The organism is Paenibacillus hebaui (assembly GCF_051934385.1).
Lineage (GTDB): Bacteria > Bacillota > Bacilli > Paenibacillales > Paenibacillaceae > Paenibacillus.
In genome coordinates this window covers 4,880,576-4,900,733 of record NZ_CP196836.1, presented here as the reverse complement: position 1 = coordinate 4,900,733, position 20,158 = coordinate 4,880,576, and the positions used below count along the sequence as shown (strand labels likewise).

Below are 20,158 nucleotides of genomic sequence, written 5' to 3'. Positions count from 1 at the left end.
TTTTTGATGCCTGTCATTCGGATAAATACATATCATTGCAATAAGTAAGGGAGGAAACGGAATGGGAACAACAGACGCCTGTATTGTCCAGCGGGATTTTACGGTTTTGCTCGAAGTGGGCCATCCCGGATTTGAGCAGGCCAGAGCGCAACTTGGAATGTATGCCGAGCTGGTGAAGACACCCGCTACGTTTCACACGTATCGAATCACTGCGTTGTCATTATGGAATGCTGCTGCACTTGGATGGGACGCCGATCAAGTCATTGCGAGTCTGGAATTGGTGTCGCGTTGGAATGTTCCGGTCGCTCTGATTCAGGATATTCGAAGGATTATCGATCAGTATGGGAAATTGAAGCTTCAGCCAGAAGAGAATCACGGGAGGATGCGCCTTGTAAGTGAGGATGAGCAATTGCTCGATGAGTTAAGCGCTATGAAAACAATCTCGGCTTTTCGTATGGAACGTACGGATCCACACACGCTTGTTTTGGCAGGTGAGCAGCGTGGACTGTTAAAGCGGGAATTGACCCGTCTGGGTTACCCTGTACTGGATTACGCGGGATATCGCAAAGGAACTAATCTTCCATTTGAATGGCAAACGATGAATACGGATGGAGGTTCAGAGCGGTTCGCGTTGCGCTTATATCAAAGAGAGGCCGTAGATGCTTTTGAAGGTAGCGAGGGTATGGGAGGAAGTGGTCTGCTCGTGCTGCCTTGCGGGGCAGGTAAAACTGTCATTGGGTTGGCTGTATTAGAGCGCCTGCAATGTGAATGTCTTATTTTGACTTCCAACACCACCTCTGTACGGCAGTGGATTCAGGAAATACAGGACAAAACAACGTTAACCAGTGAACAGATTGGTGAGTATTCCGGTCAGAAAAAACAGGTGAAACCAGTGACCGTGGCTACATATCAGATTCTTACGCATAGAAAGTCCAAGGACGCTGACTTTACCCATATCAAATTGCTTAGTGAACGAGAATGGGGGCTCATTATTTATGATGAGGTGCATTTGCTGCCTGCACCGGTATTTCGGGCAACTGCAGATATTCAGGCTACGCGAAGACTGGGTTTGACAGCAACGTTGGTGCGAGAGGATGGTTGTGAACAGGACGTATTTTCGCTGATTGGCCCGAAACTGTATGACATGCCGTGGAAGGAACTGGAACAACAGGGCTGGATTGCAGATGTACAGTGTCAGGAAATACGCATCCCGTTCTCTCCAGAGCTTAGATCCAATTATCTGGAAGCGGAAGTGAAGCATCAGTTTCGTCTTGCAGCCGAAAATCCGGCGAAACTGGAAGTCATCAGACGCATATTGGCACATCATCAAGGACTGCCAGCGCTCGTCATCGGACAGTATTTGGATCAACTTGAGACCATTGCCCGGGAAATTGAAGCACCGCTCATTTCAGGCACAATGTCCCAGCATGAACGGGTAAAATGCTTTGATTCGTTCAGGCGTGGTGAGATTAAAACCATTGTTGTGTCCAAGGTTGCCAATTTTGCAGTAGACCTTCCAGATGCAGCTGTTGCGCTCGAAATATCTGGAAGCTTCGGTTCAAGACAGGAAGAAGCACAGCGGCTGGGACGGATTTTGAGACCGAAGTCTGGGGAAAATAAAGCATATTTCTATGCGCTCGTCTCCGAGGACAGCAAGGAACAGGAATTTGCATTGCGTCGTCAGATGTTTCTGGTTGAACAGGGATATGAGTACAGGATTGTTCAAGAACATCTATATAATTTCAGCTAAAGAATATTTACACTGGCACCAAGATGGCAGAACAACCTTCCGATCACTGTTATCTCCAGATTTTTTGATTCCCTTTATAAATGAATTGGAGTCTCAGACATCCATAAAAACATTGAGGAAGGCATGGTGGACCGATGCATATACAAGATGCTCCGGGTGTAAATTCATTAACAGAGCTTTCATCTGTGGAAAAAGCGGTACTGGGTGCAATTTTTCACAAACATGCAGGCCAGCCTTTTTCCACCATGATGACAACAGCAGAGTGTGCGCTAGAGAGTCTTAGCAGAGCGGAAGCCATGATGGCATTTGTTGTACTTCGGCAAAAAGGTTGGGTCGAAGCTGTGCGCAAGACTTGGGGTGAACGTCTCTATTACATACCTGCTACTCTCATTCCTTTGTTAACGGTAACCTATGCTGAACGGGTTGGATGTTTGGTGAAACCGTATCTGTCTGATTATCATGCCGGGATCTCAAAAAACAATTCTATAAGAAGTAATGAAGTTAAAAGTGATAAAGTTAACCTCGTTCGCGAGGGGAAGCCCGATACTGCTCCAGAGCTTCTTCATGTAATGGCCTGGATGGTGAGAGAAGGTGCAGATCAAGGACTTCCACTGACCAACAAAGGTACTTTACATAAGAAAATGGTGCAACGATTAAGTAAGATGACAGTATTGGTTCCTGAGGATTTTGAGGGACTGGGTATTCGTTACGCTCATGCCGATGTTTATCCCATCCAAGTTGCCGTTATTTTGGACTTGCTGCTTAGTCTGGGGCTGATCGTGAAGGAACATAACAGGCTGCGTGTATCACATGACCATCTATACTGCTGGTTATCGTTGTCATGGTCTTCAATGCACCGCGAGATTTACAACGTGTGTATGGATCGATATGGTGCAACTGAGCCAAGGCTTCAGCATTTTCGCTATCAATTGTCCACATTGGGTCAAACGCAGAATGAATGGCTAGGCATCACGGCCATCACTTCAGAAGTTGGTGGAACGGAAGTAGCTGCTGAAAGCCAAGAGATTGGGGGTTCTTCAGACTCGCCATACGTTGCACATGTCCGTGGATGGCTTCATGCTCTGGCGGGTTTGGGATATGGTGAGGTGGGTGAGAATGCCGCCGGAAAACCGTTTTTTCGCTGGCTGATTGAGCCTGCAGCTTTATTAGGCGCTGGAAATGACAGTTTAATGGATACAAACGAGAATGCATACTATGTGCAGCCTGATTTTGAAATTATGGTTCCGCCAGATGTGACACCACAGATACGCTGGAATCTGGAACATTGTGCTGAGCTTATAAACCGTGACCGGATGTCCATATACCGAATTACCAAGGAACGGGTCTTGGGTGCAGCAGAGATTGGTTTTACGTCTGATAAAATGGTCCGTTTTCTTAGACTTTACAGTGGAACTGAAATGCCTGAGCAAGTAGCTCTGGCGATCCAGCATTGGGGAAGAGAGATAGACAGATCGCATATGGAAGCGGGTCAAAGTCAAAATACTGGTCAACATAACAGGGGCGAAGAAGTGGGGAACCTTCATACTTGGTTATATGAGTTCAGATGTGAGTCATCAGAGAAGTTGAACCTGACAGTGGCGGAGCAAATGGCAGATGAGTCCATGGTCAGGCTTGAGTCGAAGGAAGAACTCTTTTATGTAAATGGACGGCAAGGACTCGTGGACAGTGGACTGAACCTGCATGCGGTTGATCAGGATAAATCCATCACGGAGCAATCCGGTCTTTTTCCCGGATATGGAGAAATTCCGCAGATGTGGCACAACGAATGGCGAGGGTATCATATGTCGACAGCCCGTCAGATTGCCAAGAAAGCGATTGAATGGCAGACCAAGCTTGGGCTGGAGCTGGACGACGACATCGTTTATGTTATCCCGGATCAGATTCACGGTCATGAAGACTGGACACTAACGGGCTGGTATATATCGGATGCAGAGACGAACCCGGCAGAACGACGTACATTTTCGCCTTCCGAATGGAACAAGATCCGATTGATTATTCCGAATCATGCCAAAACTTGATGCTGTTTTATGCAACAGATCATCCGTTCCCCTCATTTCTATTTGCAGGAAAAACTCTTCTTAACTATTCAGGGATATGATATGATAAAGTAGTCTACGTGAAGTAGAACTTTATATATAGATAGGATGAATTTCATGAGCGTAGCGGAAATGAACACGGTCGATATGGCCCAAGTGTTAACGGGCGCATATGAACTGGGCGACATGATTAACCAATCTGCCGAAGTATCGGATTATTTATATTGGAAGCAGCAAGTGGAGACGAACGCTGACATTCAGGCGGGAATACGCAAGCTGAATGCCAAGAAGGAATTATTTGAAGAAACCCAGCGTTTTGGTCATTTTCATCCGGACTATCACGCGGCGAAAGATCAGGTTCAGGCGTTGGAGCTGGAGCTGGAAAGCTTCGAGGCGGTAGCCCGTTTCAAGCAGGCGGAGAAGTCGCTGGATGATATGTTATTCCAGATGTCGGAGACCATTGCTTTCGCAGTATCAACAACCATTAAGGTACCGAGCAATGATCCGAATCCGAAGGGCGGATGCGGTAGCGGAGGCAAGTGCGGTTGTAGCTAGGGTATGATAACCAAATAGACTCATGACAGACCGGACCTTTTGGAGGCTCCGGTCTCCATTATAGAAAGGGGCGGGGAAGCGATGATGTTTGCGCAAAGGACAGGATTTATTATTTGGGTCAGTGATTTGAAAGCGGCTCGTAATCTCGAAAAGTATGGTACCGTTCATTATATCTCCCGCCGTATGCATTATGTGGTTATGTATGTGAATGCAGAGCGAGCTGAAGATACAATGAAAAATGTGAACAGGCTTTCCTATGTGCGCAAGGTTGAACGATCCTACCGAAATGAAATTAAAACAGAGTATGCCAGCAAAACGATGGACAAAACGAGTTTTTACGGAATATAACAAAAATGGTTTTAAAATGTATAGTGAACTAGTTTTCACTGAACATCCCGAAACTGTCAAAGGACAACAACAGAGTCCCATTGAAAGCCGCTATTTTAGCGGCTTTTTTTGTTTTGTCGGTACATGTTCTTGTGCCCGGTCACGGTCTCATCGTGCATGATCACAGAACAACAACCATATGTCATTTTCAGGTTGACTGCATGGATGGGGTAGTATATATTTTACTACAGACTGAGCGGTCGGTAGTGATTGCAAAAAAATAGGCTGTTCGTTTAATCGAGGAGGTTTGTATGAAAAAGTCATGGCGTCAACTGAAAGTGATACGAAAACCTATTGGAATCATTAAGGGAAATAAGAAGGCCTTTATTCTGATGAATGCCGTTTTTTACGGACTGTTGCTGCTAAGTATGCTGGTTACTTATTTTTTCCCCGAGTTGCAGTTAAAGGCGCTTGATAGTGCCAATAAGCAACTTTCATCACCTTGGCTGGAATCAACGGTGGTATCTGCTTATGCTAGTGGCAATATTGTATCGGCTAGTTTCTTCACATTTATTGTTAATTTAATCCTTGGTATCATGCTGACTATGACAGGAGCATCACTTGTAATACCCTTTATCGGCCTTTTTATGGGAATATACCGTGCCATTTTTTGGGGTGTGGTATTTACTCCACTTGAATACCACCCTATGTTGATTCCGCATTATCTGACATTACTGATTGAAGGGCAGGCTTACGTATTCGCGATGCTCGCAATATATCTACAAGGGAAATCATTTTTATTTCCCAAGAGCATTGGGGTACAATCTCGCTGGAGCGGGTATAAACACGGATTTATTCAAACGGCATGGCTCTTTATTCCGATCGTGGTTCTTTTGGTGGTCGGGGGGATCTACGAAACCTGGGAATTGATTGTACTTGCACCGCTTCTTGAATAGTTCAGTTAAGAAGAGACGATTATATATAGGATAAACACGGGCGTTATCTCCCTGTCGGTGGAGGATCTAAGTTCATCTATGCTAAAATGAGGGTAGCTCATTATATGCAGGAGGGAAACATGGCAAGAAGAAGATTACCGGCCGAAGAATCCAAAGCATTCATTTTATCCCATGCTCATACTCTGTTTATAAAGAAGGGATATAAAGGAACCACAATGGACGATCTATGTGAAATTACTCAACTAAGTAAAGGAAATATATATCATCATTTTAGAAATAAGGAGGATATTTTCCTTCAGCTTCTCGAAACTTATGTTGGGCGACTTTCGCTTAGATGGCTTAGCATTGAATATCAATCACTGTCTCCAGCCGAACAGCTTATAGCGCTGGCAGATCAGTTTGGAAGAGAATGTGAAAACCCTTTGCTTACGGTAGCTGAGGAATACTTTAAGATGTTACCAGATGATTCGTCTGCGTTATCAAAGGTATCAGAAAGTATGGAGCTGATCCCGAATGCCATAAAGGAAGCTGTGAAGAGAGGCATTGATCAGCAATCCTTCAAAGGCACAGATACTGAATCCTTGAGCTTTGCAGTATTGTCCATGTTAGTAGGCGCAACCCAGCTGTGCTTGGCCATGCCTGATGTAAGTAGTGATGAATACGCAGCCGTACATGTCAATGCTATCCAACTTCTGATATCAGGTATATCTGCCGAATAAAATGGGGGATCATTCAGATCGTTTAGCTCTGAAAGGCAAATGTTATTCGCAGAAAGAAACAATTGTCCAGAGGAGCCTTTCAATCAAGGCCGCTCTTTTATTGAAATAGCCATAAAACGGCTTTTGTGAAAAAATCTGAACTTACGCCTTGAGGTTACGGGACTTATGTTGTAATATATTGGGTAAATAAATAGATAGAAAGTCCTATCTGGTGGAGAGTGATTCCCATGCGTGATAAGGTGATGCAACGTTGGAGCACCTACGAGCCCTTTTTCGTGGCTCTTGGAGACAAGAAAGTGGCCGACATCGTCATTACCCATCATGCCAAGATGCGGTATGCAGACCGTATTGAGCCGGCACGTAATGATGATGACCATATTGCGGCATGGTTATGGGAGTGTCTGAAGCAGGACCGTATTACACCATACTACCGTAATGAGCAGGATGTCTACCTAATCGACGAAGATCTGGTCGTGGTTGCTGAATTTTCCGAACTTGAAGGGGAATATGATATCGCTGGCAATCCGCTTCATAAGATGATTGTAGTTACGTTTCTGGGAAAAATGTCCGAGACGATTGAATTGCGGGATCTGAAATCGTATTATTCATGGCTGAGACATTCAAGACGAATGACTCTTGTTAAGAACAGTCGCAAGCATAAGTAAGTTCGGAATTATCCCTATTTTTTGAAATAATAGATTTAGGCTACATCGCATGCAGACAAGCTGCATGCTTTTTTTGTTGTAATTATAGAAATCGGATACAATGGGGTAAGCGTATAGAAGAGGGGCGAAGATATGAATTTTCATCAATTGCATATTTTTTATACCGTAGCGGAGAAGGGGAGTTTTTCAGCAGCTGCGCAAGCATTACATATGACACAACCTGCGGTAACGATGCAGATTCAATCTCTGGAGGATTACTTTGGGTCTAAGCTTCTGCACCGTTCTACCAAGAAAATAGAATTATCCGAGGCGGGGCGAACGTTATTGCCTCATGCGAAACGGAGTGTAGAACTGGTTAGACAGACAGATGAAGCCATGTCCGCGTTTACACAGATGTTGCAAGGAAGATTGCAGCTGGGAGCAAGTTTGACGATTGGTGAGTATGTCTTGCCACGGATGCTGGGTCCTTTTGCCCGTCAGTACCCGGATATCTCCATCGTCATGAAAGTGATGAACACAACGCAAATTATGGACGATATATTGAAACACCAGCTTAACTTTGGTCTGATTGAAGCACCGGTTCATCACCCGGACATGATTGTAGAGCCAGTAATGCAGGATGAGCTGAAGCTGATTGTTCCGGCAGGGCATGCGCTGGCAGATCGTGGGGAAGTGGATCTTGAAGATGTGATGAATTATGCATTTGTGCTGCGGGAGAAAGGTTCGGGTACCCGTCAGGTCATGGAAGATCAGTTGCAAAAGAAAAATATTGATCCACAGGATATGAATGTAGTGATGGAGCTTGGCAGTACAGGTGCTGTAAAATCCGCTGTGGAGGCGGGTGTGGGGATTACGATGTTATCTCCGTCATCTGTTCAGCATGAACTGGCGCTTGGTTTGGTTCATATTGTGGATATCCGTGGGCTTGAGTTCAAACGGCAGTTCTACGCCATACATTTGAAGTCTTCATTGCTGCCCTTGTCGGCAGTCGCTTTTCTGAATTATTTACGTCAACAGGAGCAGACAAGATTGAAAGGCCCAACGGGATAAGTGCAATAAGCTAAATTTTAATTTTTGTCTGTCATCCCCTAACCAGATATAAAAAGGAGCTGTTGTTCTTGGATCAATATAATGGACGATGTGACCTTCATACCCATAGCCAGGCTTCGGACGGAATGCAGCCACCTGCCGACAATGTCAAGCTGGCTAAACAAAGAGGACTGTCTGCGGTTGCACTGACAGATCACGATACAGTAGCCGGAGTTGCCGAGGCACAACGGGCTGGCCGCGAGTATGATATAGACGTTGTTGCAGGCGTAGAGATTAGCACCCGCGCTGGAGGTAAGGACATCCATATTCTGGGGTATTACGTTAATACAGCAGATGAGAATTTTCTAGAGCGGCTGCGTGAGCTCCGGGAAGCCAGAGAAGAACGCAACCATCTCATCATTGCCAGACTGCAGGAGCTTGGACTGGAAATCAGTTGGCAGGAAGTCATTGAAGGTCTTGGACGGACGCTGGAGCCGGACGAAAGCCTTGGCAGACCTCATATGGCTGATGTGCTGGTACGTAAAGGGTATGCTGTCGATATGCGAGATGCGTTCGATCGTTATCTGGCAGAAGGCAAACCGGGTTTTGTGTCGGTTCCCCGGGTTGCTCCGGAAGATGCGTGTCAGTGGATCAGAGATGCAGGTGGTGCTGCAGTTATTGCCCATCCGGGTTTGTACGGAAATGATGAATTGGTTCGTCGTATCATTGCTGACGCACGTCCTGACGGAATTGAAGTATTCCATTCGGATCACGGCCCGGAAGAGGAACGCAAATATGCTGAGATGGCCCTGGAGTTTGAACTTATTGAGACGGGCGGTTCGGATTACCACGGCGTGAGACAAGGCGTCGTTTTCCACGGGGATCTGGGCAGCAAAACGGTAATGATTGATGTGTTGGACAGGCTGCAGGCAGCGGTCGCAGAGCGAGAGGGAGTATAAAAGGAGAACGTTACCGTACATCTACAATCGATTACCTACGAAAAGATGACTAATAGAGATGGGTCGAATCATTGAAGGACATTGAAACATGGGGCTTGCCTACATGTTCTCATGTCCTTTTTTTGAATTTAAGCTTATGTGATCGAATAGTTTACCCAAGCACTACGTGTGGCTCCAAGGCGTTCGAATAATCTCTGTGCCCGCTCATTGGTGGGTGCCGTGATCCAGGACATGTAGGCACATCCTTGTTCACGTGTATATTGCTGGCAATGTTCGAACAGTTTGGCTTCGGCTTCGCCTTCTCTGAATACTTCCGTTACAAACAGGTCATTCATAATGGCCACACGTTCTGCCTTCATGGTGCTGTAGGTAAAGTACAATGTGGAGAACCCGATGAGTTCCCCGTTCTGTTCTGCAACGAATTGAGCACCGATCTGCCGATCAAGCAGGGTTTGGATGATAAGCTGGATTTGTGGATCACCAGGCCAAGGGTTGTTGTAGAACCCCACTACATAGTCATGCATCAATCTAGTCAGTGGTCTCAAATCATTAGGTTGAGTCTCTCTAATATGTAATCTCATAGTACACATCCTTATCCTCGATAATGATTGAATTATTATACAGTTTAACGAATTAATATTCAACAATAAGATAAAATAAAATAGCGAAGTTACACTGATATCTACCGAGAAAAATCCCCCGCACAGGAACAGTCTTCTGTTCTGTACGGGGGATTTGGTGATGTCTAATTTTAGAAAAGGAGTATCTTATCCGTTCTTGATCGTGGATGGCAAGCTCTTAATCAGCTCTTCATTTGGTGTAACAAACACCGTCTTCTGATTGTCGTAAATTACAAAACCCGGTTTGGCTCCACTTGGTTTGCGAACGTGACGAATCAGGGTGTAATCCACTGGAACGCTGCTGGATTCTTTGGCCTGACTGAAGTAGGCAGCGAGTTGTGCAGCTTCCTCCAGTGTGGCTTCGCCAAAGTCAGTGCTGCGAATGACAACATGTGACCCCGGGATGTCTTTGGTATGCAGCCAGGTGTCATTGGAAGAAGCCAGACGGTTGGTTACATACTCATTTTGCAGATTGTTTTTCCCTACGAGAAGTTCAATGCCCTCGGATGAGGTAAATTGATGCACGGTTGGGCGGTCGTTTTTCTTCTTCTTTTTGCCTTTTTTGTTACGATCACGAAGATAACCCTGCTGCACAAGTTCCTCGCGTATTTCCTCGATGTCATTCATGGATGCGATGGACAACTGCTGGAGCAGATTGTCGAGATAATGGATCTCATCTTTGGTTTTGCCAAGCTGCTCATGAATAACAGCCAGACTGTTCTTGTATTTGTTATAACGCTTGAAATAACGTTGAGCGTTGTCAGACGGTGTGAGCAGCGGGTCAAGCTGAATGGTAATGTTCGCCTGATCCTCATCGTAGAAGTTCACAAGCTCCACGCTTTTGGCCCCTTTGCTAACCTGGTGCAGGGAGGCAAACAGCAGTTCACCCCATAATCTGAATTTGTCCGCATCGTCGGCTTCCAGCAGATCCTTGTTCAGGTTGTCCAGCTTTTTAATATTCTTGCTTCGCTCATTCTGCAAGAAACGCAGCAGGTCGCTCACTCTTTGCTTTACAGTATCTCGTTCAGCCTTGTCTCCGTAATAATCTTCCATGCACTTGCTCATGGTCTCGTATGTTTTCTCCGCGTCCTGAATGATCTGAAGATAGACTGCCGAGAAAATCATTTTGCCTTTGGCGTTCAGTCCTGTAACGGGGCTGTAATGGTTGTCTCTGACTGGCCCCATCACGGATTCAAAAGCGTTCCAGAGCGCTCCGGCTTCGATCCGGGTATCACCATCGCTTGCAGCTTGGTCGGAACTGTCGTTGACAGATACCCGGGAAGTAATCTCTCCGGCAATCAGCGGGCTAAGGCCACTGAAAGCATTCACAAGCCAGCGTGAGGCCTCATCTTCAGTCGCATTATAGCTGTCCTGGAACGCAGTGCTGCTTACTTCCAGCGGATTGCTTTTATGCTGTTCCGGTGGTTCGGTGTACGAAAATCCCGGCATAATGACCCGGTAGCTACTGATTGATGGGGTTACGTGATGAATACCATCCAGAATCGTTCCAGTGATCGGATCGAGCACAATAATATTGCTGTGACGTCCCATCAATTCAATGATGATGCGTTTCATCGACACATCACCCAGCTCGTCGCGCTGACGCACGTCGATATGAATGATCCGTTCCATGCCAATCTGGCGAATCTCCTCGATAATGGCGCCTTCACAATGTTTGCGCAGTAACATACAGAACATGGGTGCCTCCGTAGGGTTAACAAACGTTTTTTCCGTAAAGTGCACACGGGGATAAGTTGGGCTTGCAGAGATCAGCAATTTGCTGTTTCCGCGCTGAGCACGCAGGGTCAGAACCACATCATGTCCGTTAGGCTGATGAATTTTGCTGATGCGTCCGCCTTTGCAGCCTTGCAGTTCATGTACGATGGCTCGTGTTACGATGCCGTCTAATGCCATTTTTCAACTTCCTCTCTATCTATAACTGAAACGAGCAACAGGGATATGTAAAAAAACAGAGCCGGTTGCAGATTCGTAGTTGCTTGCTTGCATAGTCCAAAAACTTGAATGCTCCTGCGTCTATAACCGCAGACCTTTATTTTAGCTTATTCTGTCCATCAGGGAAAGGATTCGCCTTCCGGTGCTAATCAGGGTCCTGTCCGAATACATATAGAGCAGGTAGTTTGTCCGGCATTGCGTACAGCCTGTTGATCAGCTTGCCGGTGCATTAGGTGTGAGCGTTTTACAGAGGAAATACAGACTGGGAGGGAACCTTGAAGCATGGAACATACCAAGTGGCATCAACTAAGCGTTGAAGAGCTTCGCAACACTCTTGACGTCAGTCCGCAGGATGGATTAACAGAAGAAGCTGCAACAGAGAAGAGGAAAGCTGCCGGTTCGAATGAACTGAGTGAGGGGAAACGCATATCTCCAATTACGTTATTGCTGAATCAATTCAAGGATTTTATGGTACTGGTGTTGATGGGAGCAACGCTGGTATCCGGTTTGCTTGGAGAGTATCTGGATGCGGTAACGATTGTGGCCATAATTGTACTGAATGCCATTCTGGGTTTTGTACAGGAGTTTCGGGCGGAACGATCCCTGCGTGCATTGAAACAGTTGTCTGCCCCTCTCGCCAAAGTGCTTCGATCGGGTCAGGAAGTGCATCTTGCCGCCAAACAACTCGTGCCCGGGGATATTGTCATGGTGGAGAGTGGTGACCGCATACCTGCTGATGTACGCTGGCTGGAGACGAACAGTCTGGATGTGGAGGAGTCGGCACTTACCGGGGAATCGGTCCCTGTAAGCAAACATTGCAGGCCGATTGCTGACGAAGACGTTCCGCTTGGTGATCAGAAAAATATTGGTTTCATGGGAACGATGGTTACGCGTGGCACGGCCAAAGGGGTGGTTATCCGTACGGGGATGGAGACCGAGATGGGCAAAATTGCCGATCTGATCCAGAACACGGAGGAACAGGAAACACCGCTACAGCACAGACTGGAACAACTGGGTAAAATTCTGATTTTTGTTGCGCTCGGATTAACCGTTATGGTTGTTGTGGCGGGCATCCTTCATGGACAGCCGGCAGTAGGCATGTTTCTGGCAGGGGTCAGCCTCGCGGTGGCTGCCATACCAGAGGGGCTACCGGCCATTGTAACGATTGCATTAGCCTTGGGCGTGCAGCGAATGATTAAGCGCAAAGCCATTGTACGCAAGCTTCCCTCCGTTGAAACCCTGGGTTGTGCATCTGTCATCTGCTCCGATAAGACAGGCACGTTAACTCAGAACAAGATGACAGTGACGGATGTGTGGATGGAGGGACGCAGCATCAAGGTAACCGGAGACGGTTATGCACCTGAAGGACAGATGCTGGAGAATGGACGCACAGTGGAGCTGAAGAGTGATCAGACATTGCGAAGACTGCTCCAGATCAGTGCCCTTTGCAACAATGCAAGTATTATCGAAAATGTTGCGGATGAGACGCATAACAAGAAAAAAGGCAAGGATACCAAAAAGGGCGGCAAGGCAGTCACGAAGAAAGATCATCAGAAAGAAGACATTAAGGAAGACCGTGTGGTATGGGAGCTGAAAGGTGATCCTACGGAAGGGGCATTAATTACACTGGCCTCCAAAATGGGTCTTACCCCTGCGGGACTTAAAGAGTTATATGCACGTCAGCAGGAATTCCCGTTCGATTCGGATCGGAAACGGATGTCTGTCCTGGTCCATCATCAGGGTGGGCGCATGATTTATACGAAAGGTGCACCCGATGTGCTGATCGGACAGTGCAGTTACATTTTGTGGGAAGGCAATGTTGTACCGTTTACAGGAACGCTACGGCAGAAAGTCATGGCTGCAAATGAGAATATGGCTGGGGCAGCACTGCGAGTCCTGGGTATGGCATACCGTGAAGTACGACCGGAGGAAAAGGTGGATAATGAACATGCAGCCGAGAGCCAGCTCGTATTTGTAGGGCTTGCGGGCATGATTGATCCACCACGGCGTGAAGTAAGGGATGCTATTGCGACTTGTCGCAGGGCAGGCATACGTACCGTTATGATTACCGGAGATCACGGTACAACGGCAGAGGCCATCGCCCAGCAGCTGGGTATTCTTCAACGGGGTGGAGCTTCACTTAGTGGCCAACAACTGGCGGGCATGACGGACGAGCAACTGGATAAACAGGTAGAGGGTATCTACGTGTTCTCACGCGTCTCGCCTGAGCACAAACTGCGTATTGTGAAGTCGTTGCAGCGCAAAGGACATGTCGTAGCCATGACCGGAGATGGTGTGAACGATGCACCGGCCATCAAAGCGGCAGACATCGGTATAGCAATGGGCATTACAGGCACGGATGTCACGAAGGAGGCTTCTGCATTGATCCTGAGTGATGATAATTTTTCTACTATTGTATCTGCCATTGAAGAAGGACGTAATATTTATGAGAATATTCGCAAGTTTATCCGTTATTTGCTGGCATCGAATGTAGGCGAGATTCTGACGATGTTCTTTGCAATGATGATGGGCTTGCCGCTGCCGCTTGTACCGATCCAGATTCTGTGGGTCAACCTGGTGACGGACGGATTACCAGCCATGGCGCTCGGAGTGGATCAACCTGAGAAAGATCTGATGGAACACAAGCCACGCGGCGCAAAGGAAAATATTTTTGCTCGCCGACTCGGCTGGAAAATCGTCAGTCGGGGTGTGCTGATCGGATTGTGTACACTCGGTGCATTCTGGCTCACCCTGCAAGCCGCACCAGATCAACCGGGGCAGCTCATAAAAGCGCAATCTGTGGCCTTTGCCACGCTCGTTCTGGCCCAGCTTATTCATGTTTTTGACTGCCGCAGTTCCCGCTCCATCTTTCACCGGAATCCACTGCAGAACAAGTATCTGGTTCTCGCAGTTATTTCATCCATCGTGCTAATGCTGGTGGTCATGTATGTGGAGCCGTTACAGCCTATCTTCAAGACCGTACCACTGGGCATGCGTGAATGGGCTCTTTCCATCGTTGCCGCAGGCATTCCAACCTTCCTCATGGGCGCAGGCAGCGTGTGGGGAGGCCGTCGCAACCGTCGCCGCATGGGTCCTGGACGCTTCGTACCGAAAAGTACAAAGTTTTCGGCATAAAATCAATAGCATTTGCTTATGCTTTTCGTTATGCTATCCTCAAAATGATTCGAGGCAAGATCCCTCGGCATTTTGCAGGATAGCTTTTTTTATATGTAAATGCTGAATATGAATTTCTATGGTGATCCTGTAGAAGAGCAAGAATAAAGCTTTGGCAGCAGACTGCCAAAAGGAGTGGGCAAGGATATGGAATTTACGAAAATGCATGGTCTCGGTAACGATTTTATCGTTGTATTTGGTGAAAAGGCGCTTCCTGCAGATGTAGCAGAATTGGCTGTGAAATGGTGCAACCGTTTCTTTGGCATCGGTGCGGATGGCTTGGTATATATACTGCCTTCAGAGAAGGCAGATTTTCAGATGCGCATCATGAACTCGGATGGCTCGGAAGCAGAGCAGTGTGGTAATGCTATACGCTGTGTATCCAAATATGTATATGATCACGGTCATGTGACACAAGAACAGATTACGATTGAAACGATCGGTGCGGGTGTACAACCCGTGAGCCTGAACATTCGTGACGGTCAAGTGGAAACGGTTCGTGTGGACATGGGCGAGCCCATCTTGAACGGACTTCAGGTTCCAACAACCGTGGATGCCAATCCGGTGGTGGATCATTCCATTGAAGCAAACGGACAGGAGTTCAGATTTACGGCTGTCTCCATGGGTAACCCGCATGCGGTCATCTATGTAGACGACGCTGTGAATTTTGATCTATCTACATGGGGTCCACTTCTCGAAGTACATCCTATGTTCCCGAAAAAAATCAATGTAGAGTTTGCAACGGTTCGTGATCGCGGATATGTGGATATGCGTGTATGGGAACGCGGAGCTGGTCCTACGCTTGCCTGTGGAACTGGAGCTTGCGCAACACTTGTATCTTCTGTCCTGAATGGACATACGGATCGTACAGCAGTGATTAATCTCAAGGGTGGAGATCTCCACATTGAGTGGAATGAAGCCGACAATCATGTATATATGACTGGCCCTGCGGAAGTCGTTTTTAAAGGAGTCACTTCGTAAGAAGACGATTTAGATGAAGAGGCCTGAGGGCCTCTTTTTTTTCAGCTATAGGTATTCATGCTTGTTCAGATGGTTATGGAGACTTAATTTCACGGAAAACCTGTGTTTTTCTTCGTTTTGGGACGTTTTTTGTGTTACATTAGTATGAAATGATCAGCCAGGCGGGGGGAAAAGGGATGAAGGCAGATTTGCGCAGTGTAATGCAGAAACGGGTTCTCGTTGGCGATGGTGCGATGGGAACATTTCTGTACCAGATGGGATTCCCGGTAGGGATTTCATATGAAGAGTTAAACTTGATTTCACCTGAAGTGGTGGCAGACGTGCATCGCCGTTTTCGTGAGGCAGGCACCGAGATATTCGAGACGAATACGTATTCTGCCAATTACGATAAATTGTCCAAGTTCGGTCTGGAGTCCAAGGTCGAAGAGGTAAACCGTGCCGGTGTGCGCATTGCCAAACAAGTAGCTGGCACTGACGGTTATGTCCTGGGCGCGGTTGGCTCCATTCGTGGAGGAAAGCGGACAAATGTGTCAACAAGTGAACTGAAGCGCTTCTATCAGCAACAGATCTCTGCCCTGCTCGATGAAGGAGTAGACGGCATTCTGCTCGAAACCTTCTATGATATCGAAGAGATGGATATTGCCCTTCTGCAGGCACGTAAGCTGAGTGATCTGCCTGTGATTGGACAGTTCGCTGTTGAGGATGTGGGACACACACTCGATGGATATACGATGCCTGAAGCCTTCCGAATCATGCGTGAGCAAGGGGCTGACGTCATCGGTTTTAACTGTCGTTCCGGTCCAAACGGAATTATGCGTGCCATGGAAACGGTGTCAGGACGTATCGGTATTCCGATGTCCGTATACCCTAATGCGGGTGCAGCGGACTATGTAGATGGTCAGTTCCGTTATGGTGCGACTCCGGAATACTTCGGTCAGACTGCAGTGCAATTCGCTGATCTGGGTGCGCGTATTATCGGAGGCTGCTGTGGTACGACACCTGATCATATTGCAGCAATTACTCATGCCCTGGCTGAATATGTACCTGCTCCAATTCTCGAACCTGATCCGTCAGAATCCAAACCGCGCATCATCCTGCATGAAAATGTAGATGAACGAGCCGGACGGGGTGGGCAGCCTACCATTGTGGATCTGGTGAAACAGCGCCATACGGTCATCGTCGAACTTGACCCGCCGCGTGATCTGGACATCGCCAAGTTCATGAAAGGTGCCGAGACGTTGAAAGCGGCAGGAGCAGATGCGCTGACATTGGCTGATAATTCACTCGCGGTTACGAGGATGAGCAACATGGCACTCGGTCATCTCGTTCAGGATCGTACGGGCCTGCGTCCACTTGTACATATCGCCTGCCGTGACCGGAATCTGATCGGTACGCAGTCGCACATGATGGGATTTGATGCCCTTGGTATTAATCATGTACTCGCAGTAACCGGTGACCCTGCACGATTTGGTGACTTGCCCGGATCAAGCTCGGTATATGATCTGACTTCTTTTGAAATTATACGTATGATTAAGCAATTGAACGATGGCGTCTCCTTCTCCGGTAAACCGCTCAAACAGAAGGCGGGGTTCGTGATTGGTGCTGCATTTAATCCGAATGTGAAATATCTGGATAAAGCTGTACAGCGGCTGGAAAAAAAGATAGCCTCTGGCGCGGATTACATCATGACGCAGCCCGTCTATGACCCGGAATTAATCGTAGCTATGCATGAAGCAACTAAACATCTGGATGTGCCCATTTTTGTAGGCGTAATGCCACTTGCAAGCGGACGAAATGCAGAGTATCTTCATAATGAGGTTCCCGGAATTCAGCTGTCTGATGAAGTGCGTTCACGAATGGCAGGTCTGGAAGGCGAAGAAGGTCGGGCCATGGGTGTGAAGATTGCCAAAGAACTGCTGGATGTAGCGACAGAGCATTTCAAGGGCATCTATTTAATGACTCCGTTTATGTTCTATAGTATGACGGCCGAACTGACCCAATATGTATGGGAGAAGTCCAAGCATCAATGTCCTACTTGTTTCAACCCTAATAATCAATTACAATAGTGTAACGGATGTGATGCCGATGTCATTCAGTATGACCGGATACGGTCAATCCGCCTTTCATTTTGGCGGCTATAAGGTACAATTGGAAGTCAAATCTGTCAATCATCGTTATTGCGAAGTGATGATGCGTCTGCCCAAAGAATGGACGTATTACGAGGACGGTTTGAGGAAAAAGGTACAGAGCCGGTTAAAACGTGGGCGGATTGATGTTTATGTAATGAAAGAAAAAGATGAAGACCAGGCTCTCCCCGCTGTTCTGAATGAGCAGGCGGTCAGGGCCTATCTGCAAGCGGCAGAGCAGCTGGAAATCCGCTATGGAATGCAGGGCAAACCGAGCATCATGGATATGCTTGCACTGCCAGATGTCATGGTTCAATCGGATGGGACGAGTTCTCTTACGGAGGAACAGAAGGACGAATGGGAGCGTGTCCTGCAACAGGGATTGGAAGAGGCTCTGACCGGTTTGGAGCAGATGCGCGCTCGCGAGGGTCTTCATCTGGCCAGTGATCTGGAACGGCGGATTAGTCGTCTGGAATCACTGCATACCGAGATGCTTACTCTTGCACCTACTGTGGTGAGTGATTACCGCAACAAGTTAAGACAAAGGCTTACGGAAATGCAGGAGGAAGGCTCTTTCCCTTTTGATGAGCATAAATTGGGTATGGAAATTGCTGTCTTTGCCGATCGTTCTAACATAGAGGAAGAGCTTACGCGTCTACTCAGCCACTTTGGACAGAGCAGGGAACTGCTGAAAAGTGATGAGCCGGTAGGCCGCAAGTTGGACTTTCTTATTCAAGAGATGAATCGGGAAGTCAATACGATTGGATCAAAAGCCAACCATTTGGCTCTGGTGAACCGTGTTGTCGAGATGAAGGCGGAACTGGAGAAGATTCGCGAGCAAGCTGCGAATATCGAATGAACAGCCAAATTACGGCAAAAGAGTCGCATGTATAGGGGGAAGAACCTGATTATGGCAATCAAACTCATTAACATTGGATTCGGTAACATCGTATCGGCGAACCGGATTATATCCATCGTGAGTCCGGAATCGGCGCCGATCAAGAGAATTATACAAGAGGCAAGAGACCGTCATATGCTGATAGACGCAACGTACGGAAGACGTACTCGTGCCGTTATTATTACGGATAGCGATCATGTCATTTTGTCTGCGGTACAGCCAGAAACGGTCGCCCATCGTCTTTCTTCGAAAGATGATGATAACGACGAATAAAATGGAGTGTAATATGTCTAAAGGACTACTGGTTGTGTTGTCCGGCCCATCAGGGGTCGGGAAGGGTACAGTATGCAGCGCTTTGCGCAAACGGGTGCCGGAATTGATATATTCCGTATCGGCAACGACTCGTCAGCCTCGTCTGGGTGAGGAACATGGTGTGAATTATTTCTTCAGAAGCCATGAGGAGTTCCAGATCATGATTGCTGAGGATCAATTGTTGGAGCACGCTGAATATGTAGGTAACTATTACGGAACACCGCGTGATTTTGTGGAGAAAACGATTAACGAAGGCCGTGACATCATTCTGGAGATTGAAGTCCAAGGCGCGTTAAAAGTAAAAGAAAAGTTCCCGGAAGGGATCTTTGTATTTCTATTGCCTCCTTCATTGGACGAGCTTAAAGATCGTATTCAGGGCCGCGGCACAGAAAGTCAGGCGACGATTGATCACCGGATGTCCGTCGCGGTAGATGAGATCAGTCTGCTGGAGCAGTATGATTACGCCGTCGTGAATGATGAAATTGATTTGGCGTGTAAACGAATAGAAAGCATCATTATCGCCGAACATTGTAAGATCAATAAATAATCCATCTGCCGCCTTCAGAATGCGATAATTCGTGGGGCTGCTGTCATAGGATGTATAGATAGCGGCCCCAGACGGGTTAACGTGAACAAATGGTGCAACCTTATTCTGTCAGGCGGCAAATTGTGATTATACTAATGCAAAGAGGTGTTTTGTAAATATGCTGTATCCTTCTATTGATGAAATGATGAACAAAGTTGACAGCAAGTATTCGCTTGTTGTTGCCGCTTCCCGCCGGGCTAGACAGCTTCGTGAAGGTGAGAAAACGGAGTTGAGAAATGCCAGATCCCATAAACAGGTTGGCGTTGCACTCGAAGAAATTTATGGAGATCTGCTCGTTGTCATCAAAGGACAGGACGAAGAGGAAGAAGAGTAAGCCGTTAGCGGCTGCTCTTCAACTGCATACGGCGCAAGCCGGATTTAATTGACAACCGCGAGGTTGTTATTTTTTTCTCTATTCATCCTTATAAGTGCGTATTCAAAAGCGGACTTTTTGAACAACCTCTATAAACGTCGTATATATCGGGGGAATA

18 protein-coding genes are annotated in these 20,158 nt (G+C 47.2%); 16 read left to right on the top strand and 2 right to left on the bottom strand.

Annotated elements, in window-relative coordinates; translation table 11 throughout:
- Positions 1–61: 61 nt before the first annotated feature.
- The 9 genes from ACR32F_RS22230 to ACR32F_RS22190 all read left to right on the top strand — a co-directional run bounded on the left by ACR32F_RS22230 (position 62) and on the right by ACR32F_RS22190 (position 9,017).
- Positions 62–1,750 (top strand): DNA repair helicase XPB, encoded by a 1,689-nt coding sequence (locus tag ACR32F_RS22230; RefSeq protein ID WP_440110833.1) that lies wholly within the window; start codon positions 62–64, stop codon positions 1,748–1,750.
- Positions 1,751–1,884: 134 nt separating this feature from the next.
- Positions 1,885–3,789, top strand: a complete 1,905-nt coding sequence (locus ACR32F_RS22225; RefSeq protein WP_440110831.1) for a helicase-associated domain-containing protein — start codon at positions 1,885–1,887, stop codon at positions 3,787–3,789.
- Positions 3,790–3,924: 135 nt separating this feature from the next.
- Positions 3,925–4,362, top strand: coding sequence for a YlbF family regulator (locus ACR32F_RS22220; RefSeq protein ID WP_440110829.1), 438 nt, complete (start codon positions 3,925–3,927; stop codon positions 4,360–4,362).
- Between the two features lie 84 nt (positions 4,363–4,446).
- Positions 4,447–4,710, top strand: a complete 264-nt coding sequence (locus ACR32F_RS22215; protein ID WP_440119982.1) for a YlbG family protein — start codon at positions 4,447–4,449, stop codon at positions 4,708–4,710.
- A gap of 290 nt (positions 4,711–5,000) precedes the next feature.
- A complete protein-coding gene (locus tag ACR32F_RS22210) occupies positions 5,001–5,645 on the top strand; it encodes a hypothetical protein (RefSeq protein ID WP_440110827.1) in 645 nt (214 codons plus the stop codon).
- Between the two features lie 119 nt (positions 5,646–5,764).
- Positions 5,765–6,364: a TetR/AcrR family transcriptional regulator gene (locus ACR32F_RS22205; RefSeq protein ID WP_440110825.1), complete on the top strand. Its 600-nt coding sequence runs from the start codon at positions 5,765–5,767 to the stop codon at positions 6,362–6,364.
- A 227-nt stretch (positions 6,365–6,591) separates the two neighbouring features.
- Positions 6,592–7,029, top strand: coding sequence for a hypothetical protein (locus ACR32F_RS22200; RefSeq protein WP_053784297.1), 438 nt, complete (start codon positions 6,592–6,594; stop codon positions 7,027–7,029).
- Positions 7,030–7,161: 132 nt separating this feature from the next.
- Positions 7,162–8,079, top strand: a complete 918-nt coding sequence (locus tag ACR32F_RS22195; RefSeq protein WP_440110823.1) for a selenium metabolism-associated LysR family transcriptional regulator — start codon at positions 7,162–7,164, stop codon at positions 8,077–8,079.
- A 68-nt stretch (positions 8,080–8,147) separates the two neighbouring features.
- Entirely contained in the window at positions 8,148–9,017 is an 870-nt protein-coding gene (locus ACR32F_RS22190; RefSeq protein ID WP_440110821.1) for a PHP domain-containing protein, read from the top strand.
- Between the two features lie 134 nt (positions 9,018–9,151).
- On the opposite strand, the gene ACR32F_RS22185 is transcribed toward ACR32F_RS22190, so the two are convergent.
- Positions 9,152–9,598 (bottom strand): N-acetyltransferase family protein, encoded by a 447-nt coding sequence (locus tag ACR32F_RS22185; RefSeq protein ID WP_440110819.1) that lies wholly within the window; start codon positions 9,596–9,598, stop codon positions 9,152–9,154.
- A gap of 186 nt (positions 9,599–9,784) precedes the next feature.
- Positions 9,785–11,551 (bottom strand): Rqc2 family fibronectin-binding protein, encoded by a 1,767-nt coding sequence (locus tag ACR32F_RS22180; RefSeq protein ID WP_440110817.1) that lies wholly within the window; start codon positions 11,549–11,551, stop codon positions 9,785–9,787.
- A gap of 321 nt (positions 11,552–11,872) precedes the next feature.
- Here ACR32F_RS22180 and ACR32F_RS22175 point away from each other — a divergent pair, with 321 nt between their 5' ends.
- The 7 genes from ACR32F_RS22175 (at position 11,873) to rpoZ (ending at position 20,001) form a co-directional block, all read left to right on the top strand.
- A complete protein-coding gene (locus ACR32F_RS22175) occupies positions 11,873–14,725 on the top strand; it encodes a calcium-translocating P-type ATPase, SERCA-type (protein WP_440110815.1) in 2,853 nt (950 codons plus the stop codon).
- A 186-nt stretch (positions 14,726–14,911) separates the two neighbouring features.
- A complete protein-coding gene (dapF, locus tag ACR32F_RS22170) occupies positions 14,912–15,745 on the top strand; it encodes a diaminopimelate epimerase (protein WP_440110813.1) in 834 nt (277 codons plus the stop codon).
- Between the two features lie 176 nt (positions 15,746–15,921).
- Entirely contained in the window at positions 15,922–17,811 is a 1,890-nt protein-coding gene (locus ACR32F_RS22165) for a bifunctional homocysteine S-methyltransferase/methylenetetrahydrofolate reductase (RefSeq protein ID WP_440110811.1), read from the top strand.
- Positions 17,812–17,830: 19 nt separating this feature from the next.
- On the top strand, positions 17,831–18,730 hold the full coding sequence (locus tag ACR32F_RS22160) for a YicC/YloC family endoribonuclease (protein ID WP_440110809.1): 900 nt from the start codon (positions 17,831–17,833) through the stop codon (positions 18,728–18,730).
- Positions 18,731–18,781: 51 nt separating this feature from the next.
- Positions 18,782–19,042, top strand: coding sequence for an extracellular matrix/biofilm regulator RemA (gene remA, locus ACR32F_RS22155; protein ID WP_006209218.1), 261 nt, complete (start codon positions 18,782–18,784; stop codon positions 19,040–19,042).
- A 13-nt stretch (positions 19,043–19,055) separates the two neighbouring features.
- Complete coding sequence (gene gmk, locus ACR32F_RS22150) at positions 19,056–19,628, top strand: guanylate kinase (RefSeq protein WP_440110807.1); 573 nt, start codon at positions 19,056–19,058, stop codon at positions 19,626–19,628.
- Positions 19,629–19,785: 157 nt separating this feature from the next.
- A complete protein-coding gene (gene rpoZ, locus ACR32F_RS22145; RefSeq protein WP_440110805.1) occupies positions 19,786–20,001 on the top strand; it encodes a DNA-directed RNA polymerase subunit omega in 216 nt (71 codons plus the stop codon).
- Positions 20,002–20,158: the final 157 nt, after the last annotated feature.

Excerpts from the sequence above, each read along its gene's own strand:
- dapF (WP_440110813.1), top strand. The coding sequence starts at position 14,912 with ATGGAATTTACGAAAATGCATGGTCTCGGTAACGATTTTATCGTTGTA.
- ACR32F_RS22225 (WP_440110831.1), top strand. The coding sequence starts at position 1,885 with ATGCATATACAAGATGCTCCGGGTGTAAATTCATTAACAGAGCTTTCA.
- gmk (WP_440110807.1), top strand. The coding sequence starts at position 19,056 with ATGTCTAAAGGACTACTGGTTGTGTTGTCCGGCCCATCAGGGGTCGGG.
- rpoZ (WP_440110805.1), top strand. The coding sequence starts at position 19,786 with ATGCTGTATCCTTCTATTGATGAAATGATGAACAAAGTTGACAGCAAG.
- ACR32F_RS22195 (WP_440110823.1), top strand. The coding sequence starts at position 7,162 with ATGAATTTTCATCAATTGCATATTTTTTATACCGTAGCGGAGAAGGGG.
- ACR32F_RS22230 (WP_440110833.1), top strand. The coding sequence starts at position 62 with ATGGGAACAACAGACGCCTGTATTGTCCAGCGGGATTTTACGGTTTTG.
- remA (WP_006209218.1), top strand. The coding sequence starts at position 18,782 with ATGGCAATCAAACTCATTAACATTGGATTCGGTAACATCGTATCGGCG.
- ACR32F_RS22210 (WP_440110827.1), top strand. The coding sequence starts at position 5,001 with ATGAAAAAGTCATGGCGTCAACTGAAAGTGATACGAAAACCTATTGGA.
- ACR32F_RS22160 (WP_440110809.1), top strand. The coding sequence starts at position 17,831 with ATGTCATTCAGTATGACCGGATACGGTCAATCCGCCTTTCATTTTGGC.
- ACR32F_RS22185 (WP_440110819.1), bottom strand. The coding sequence starts at position 9,598 with ATGAGATTACATATTAGAGAGACTCAACCTAATGATTTGAGACCACTG.
- ACR32F_RS22200 (WP_053784297.1), top strand. The coding sequence starts at position 6,592 with ATGCGTGATAAGGTGATGCAACGTTGGAGCACCTACGAGCCCTTTTTC.
- ACR32F_RS22175 (WP_440110815.1), top strand. The coding sequence starts at position 11,873 with ATGGAACATACCAAGTGGCATCAACTAAGCGTTGAAGAGCTTCGCAAC.
- ACR32F_RS22205 (WP_440110825.1), top strand. The coding sequence starts at position 5,765 with ATGGCAAGAAGAAGATTACCGGCCGAAGAATCCAAAGCATTCATTTTA.
- ACR32F_RS22165 (WP_440110811.1), top strand. The coding sequence starts at position 15,922 with ATGAAGGCAGATTTGCGCAGTGTAATGCAGAAACGGGTTCTCGTTGGC.
- ACR32F_RS22220 (WP_440110829.1), top strand. The coding sequence starts at position 3,925 with ATGAGCGTAGCGGAAATGAACACGGTCGATATGGCCCAAGTGTTAACG.
- ACR32F_RS22180 (WP_440110817.1), bottom strand. The coding sequence starts at position 11,551 with ATGGCATTAGACGGCATCGTAACACGAGCCATCGTACATGAACTGCAA.
- ACR32F_RS22215 (WP_440119982.1), top strand. The coding sequence starts at position 4,447 with ATGTTTGCGCAAAGGACAGGATTTATTATTTGGGTCAGTGATTTGAAA.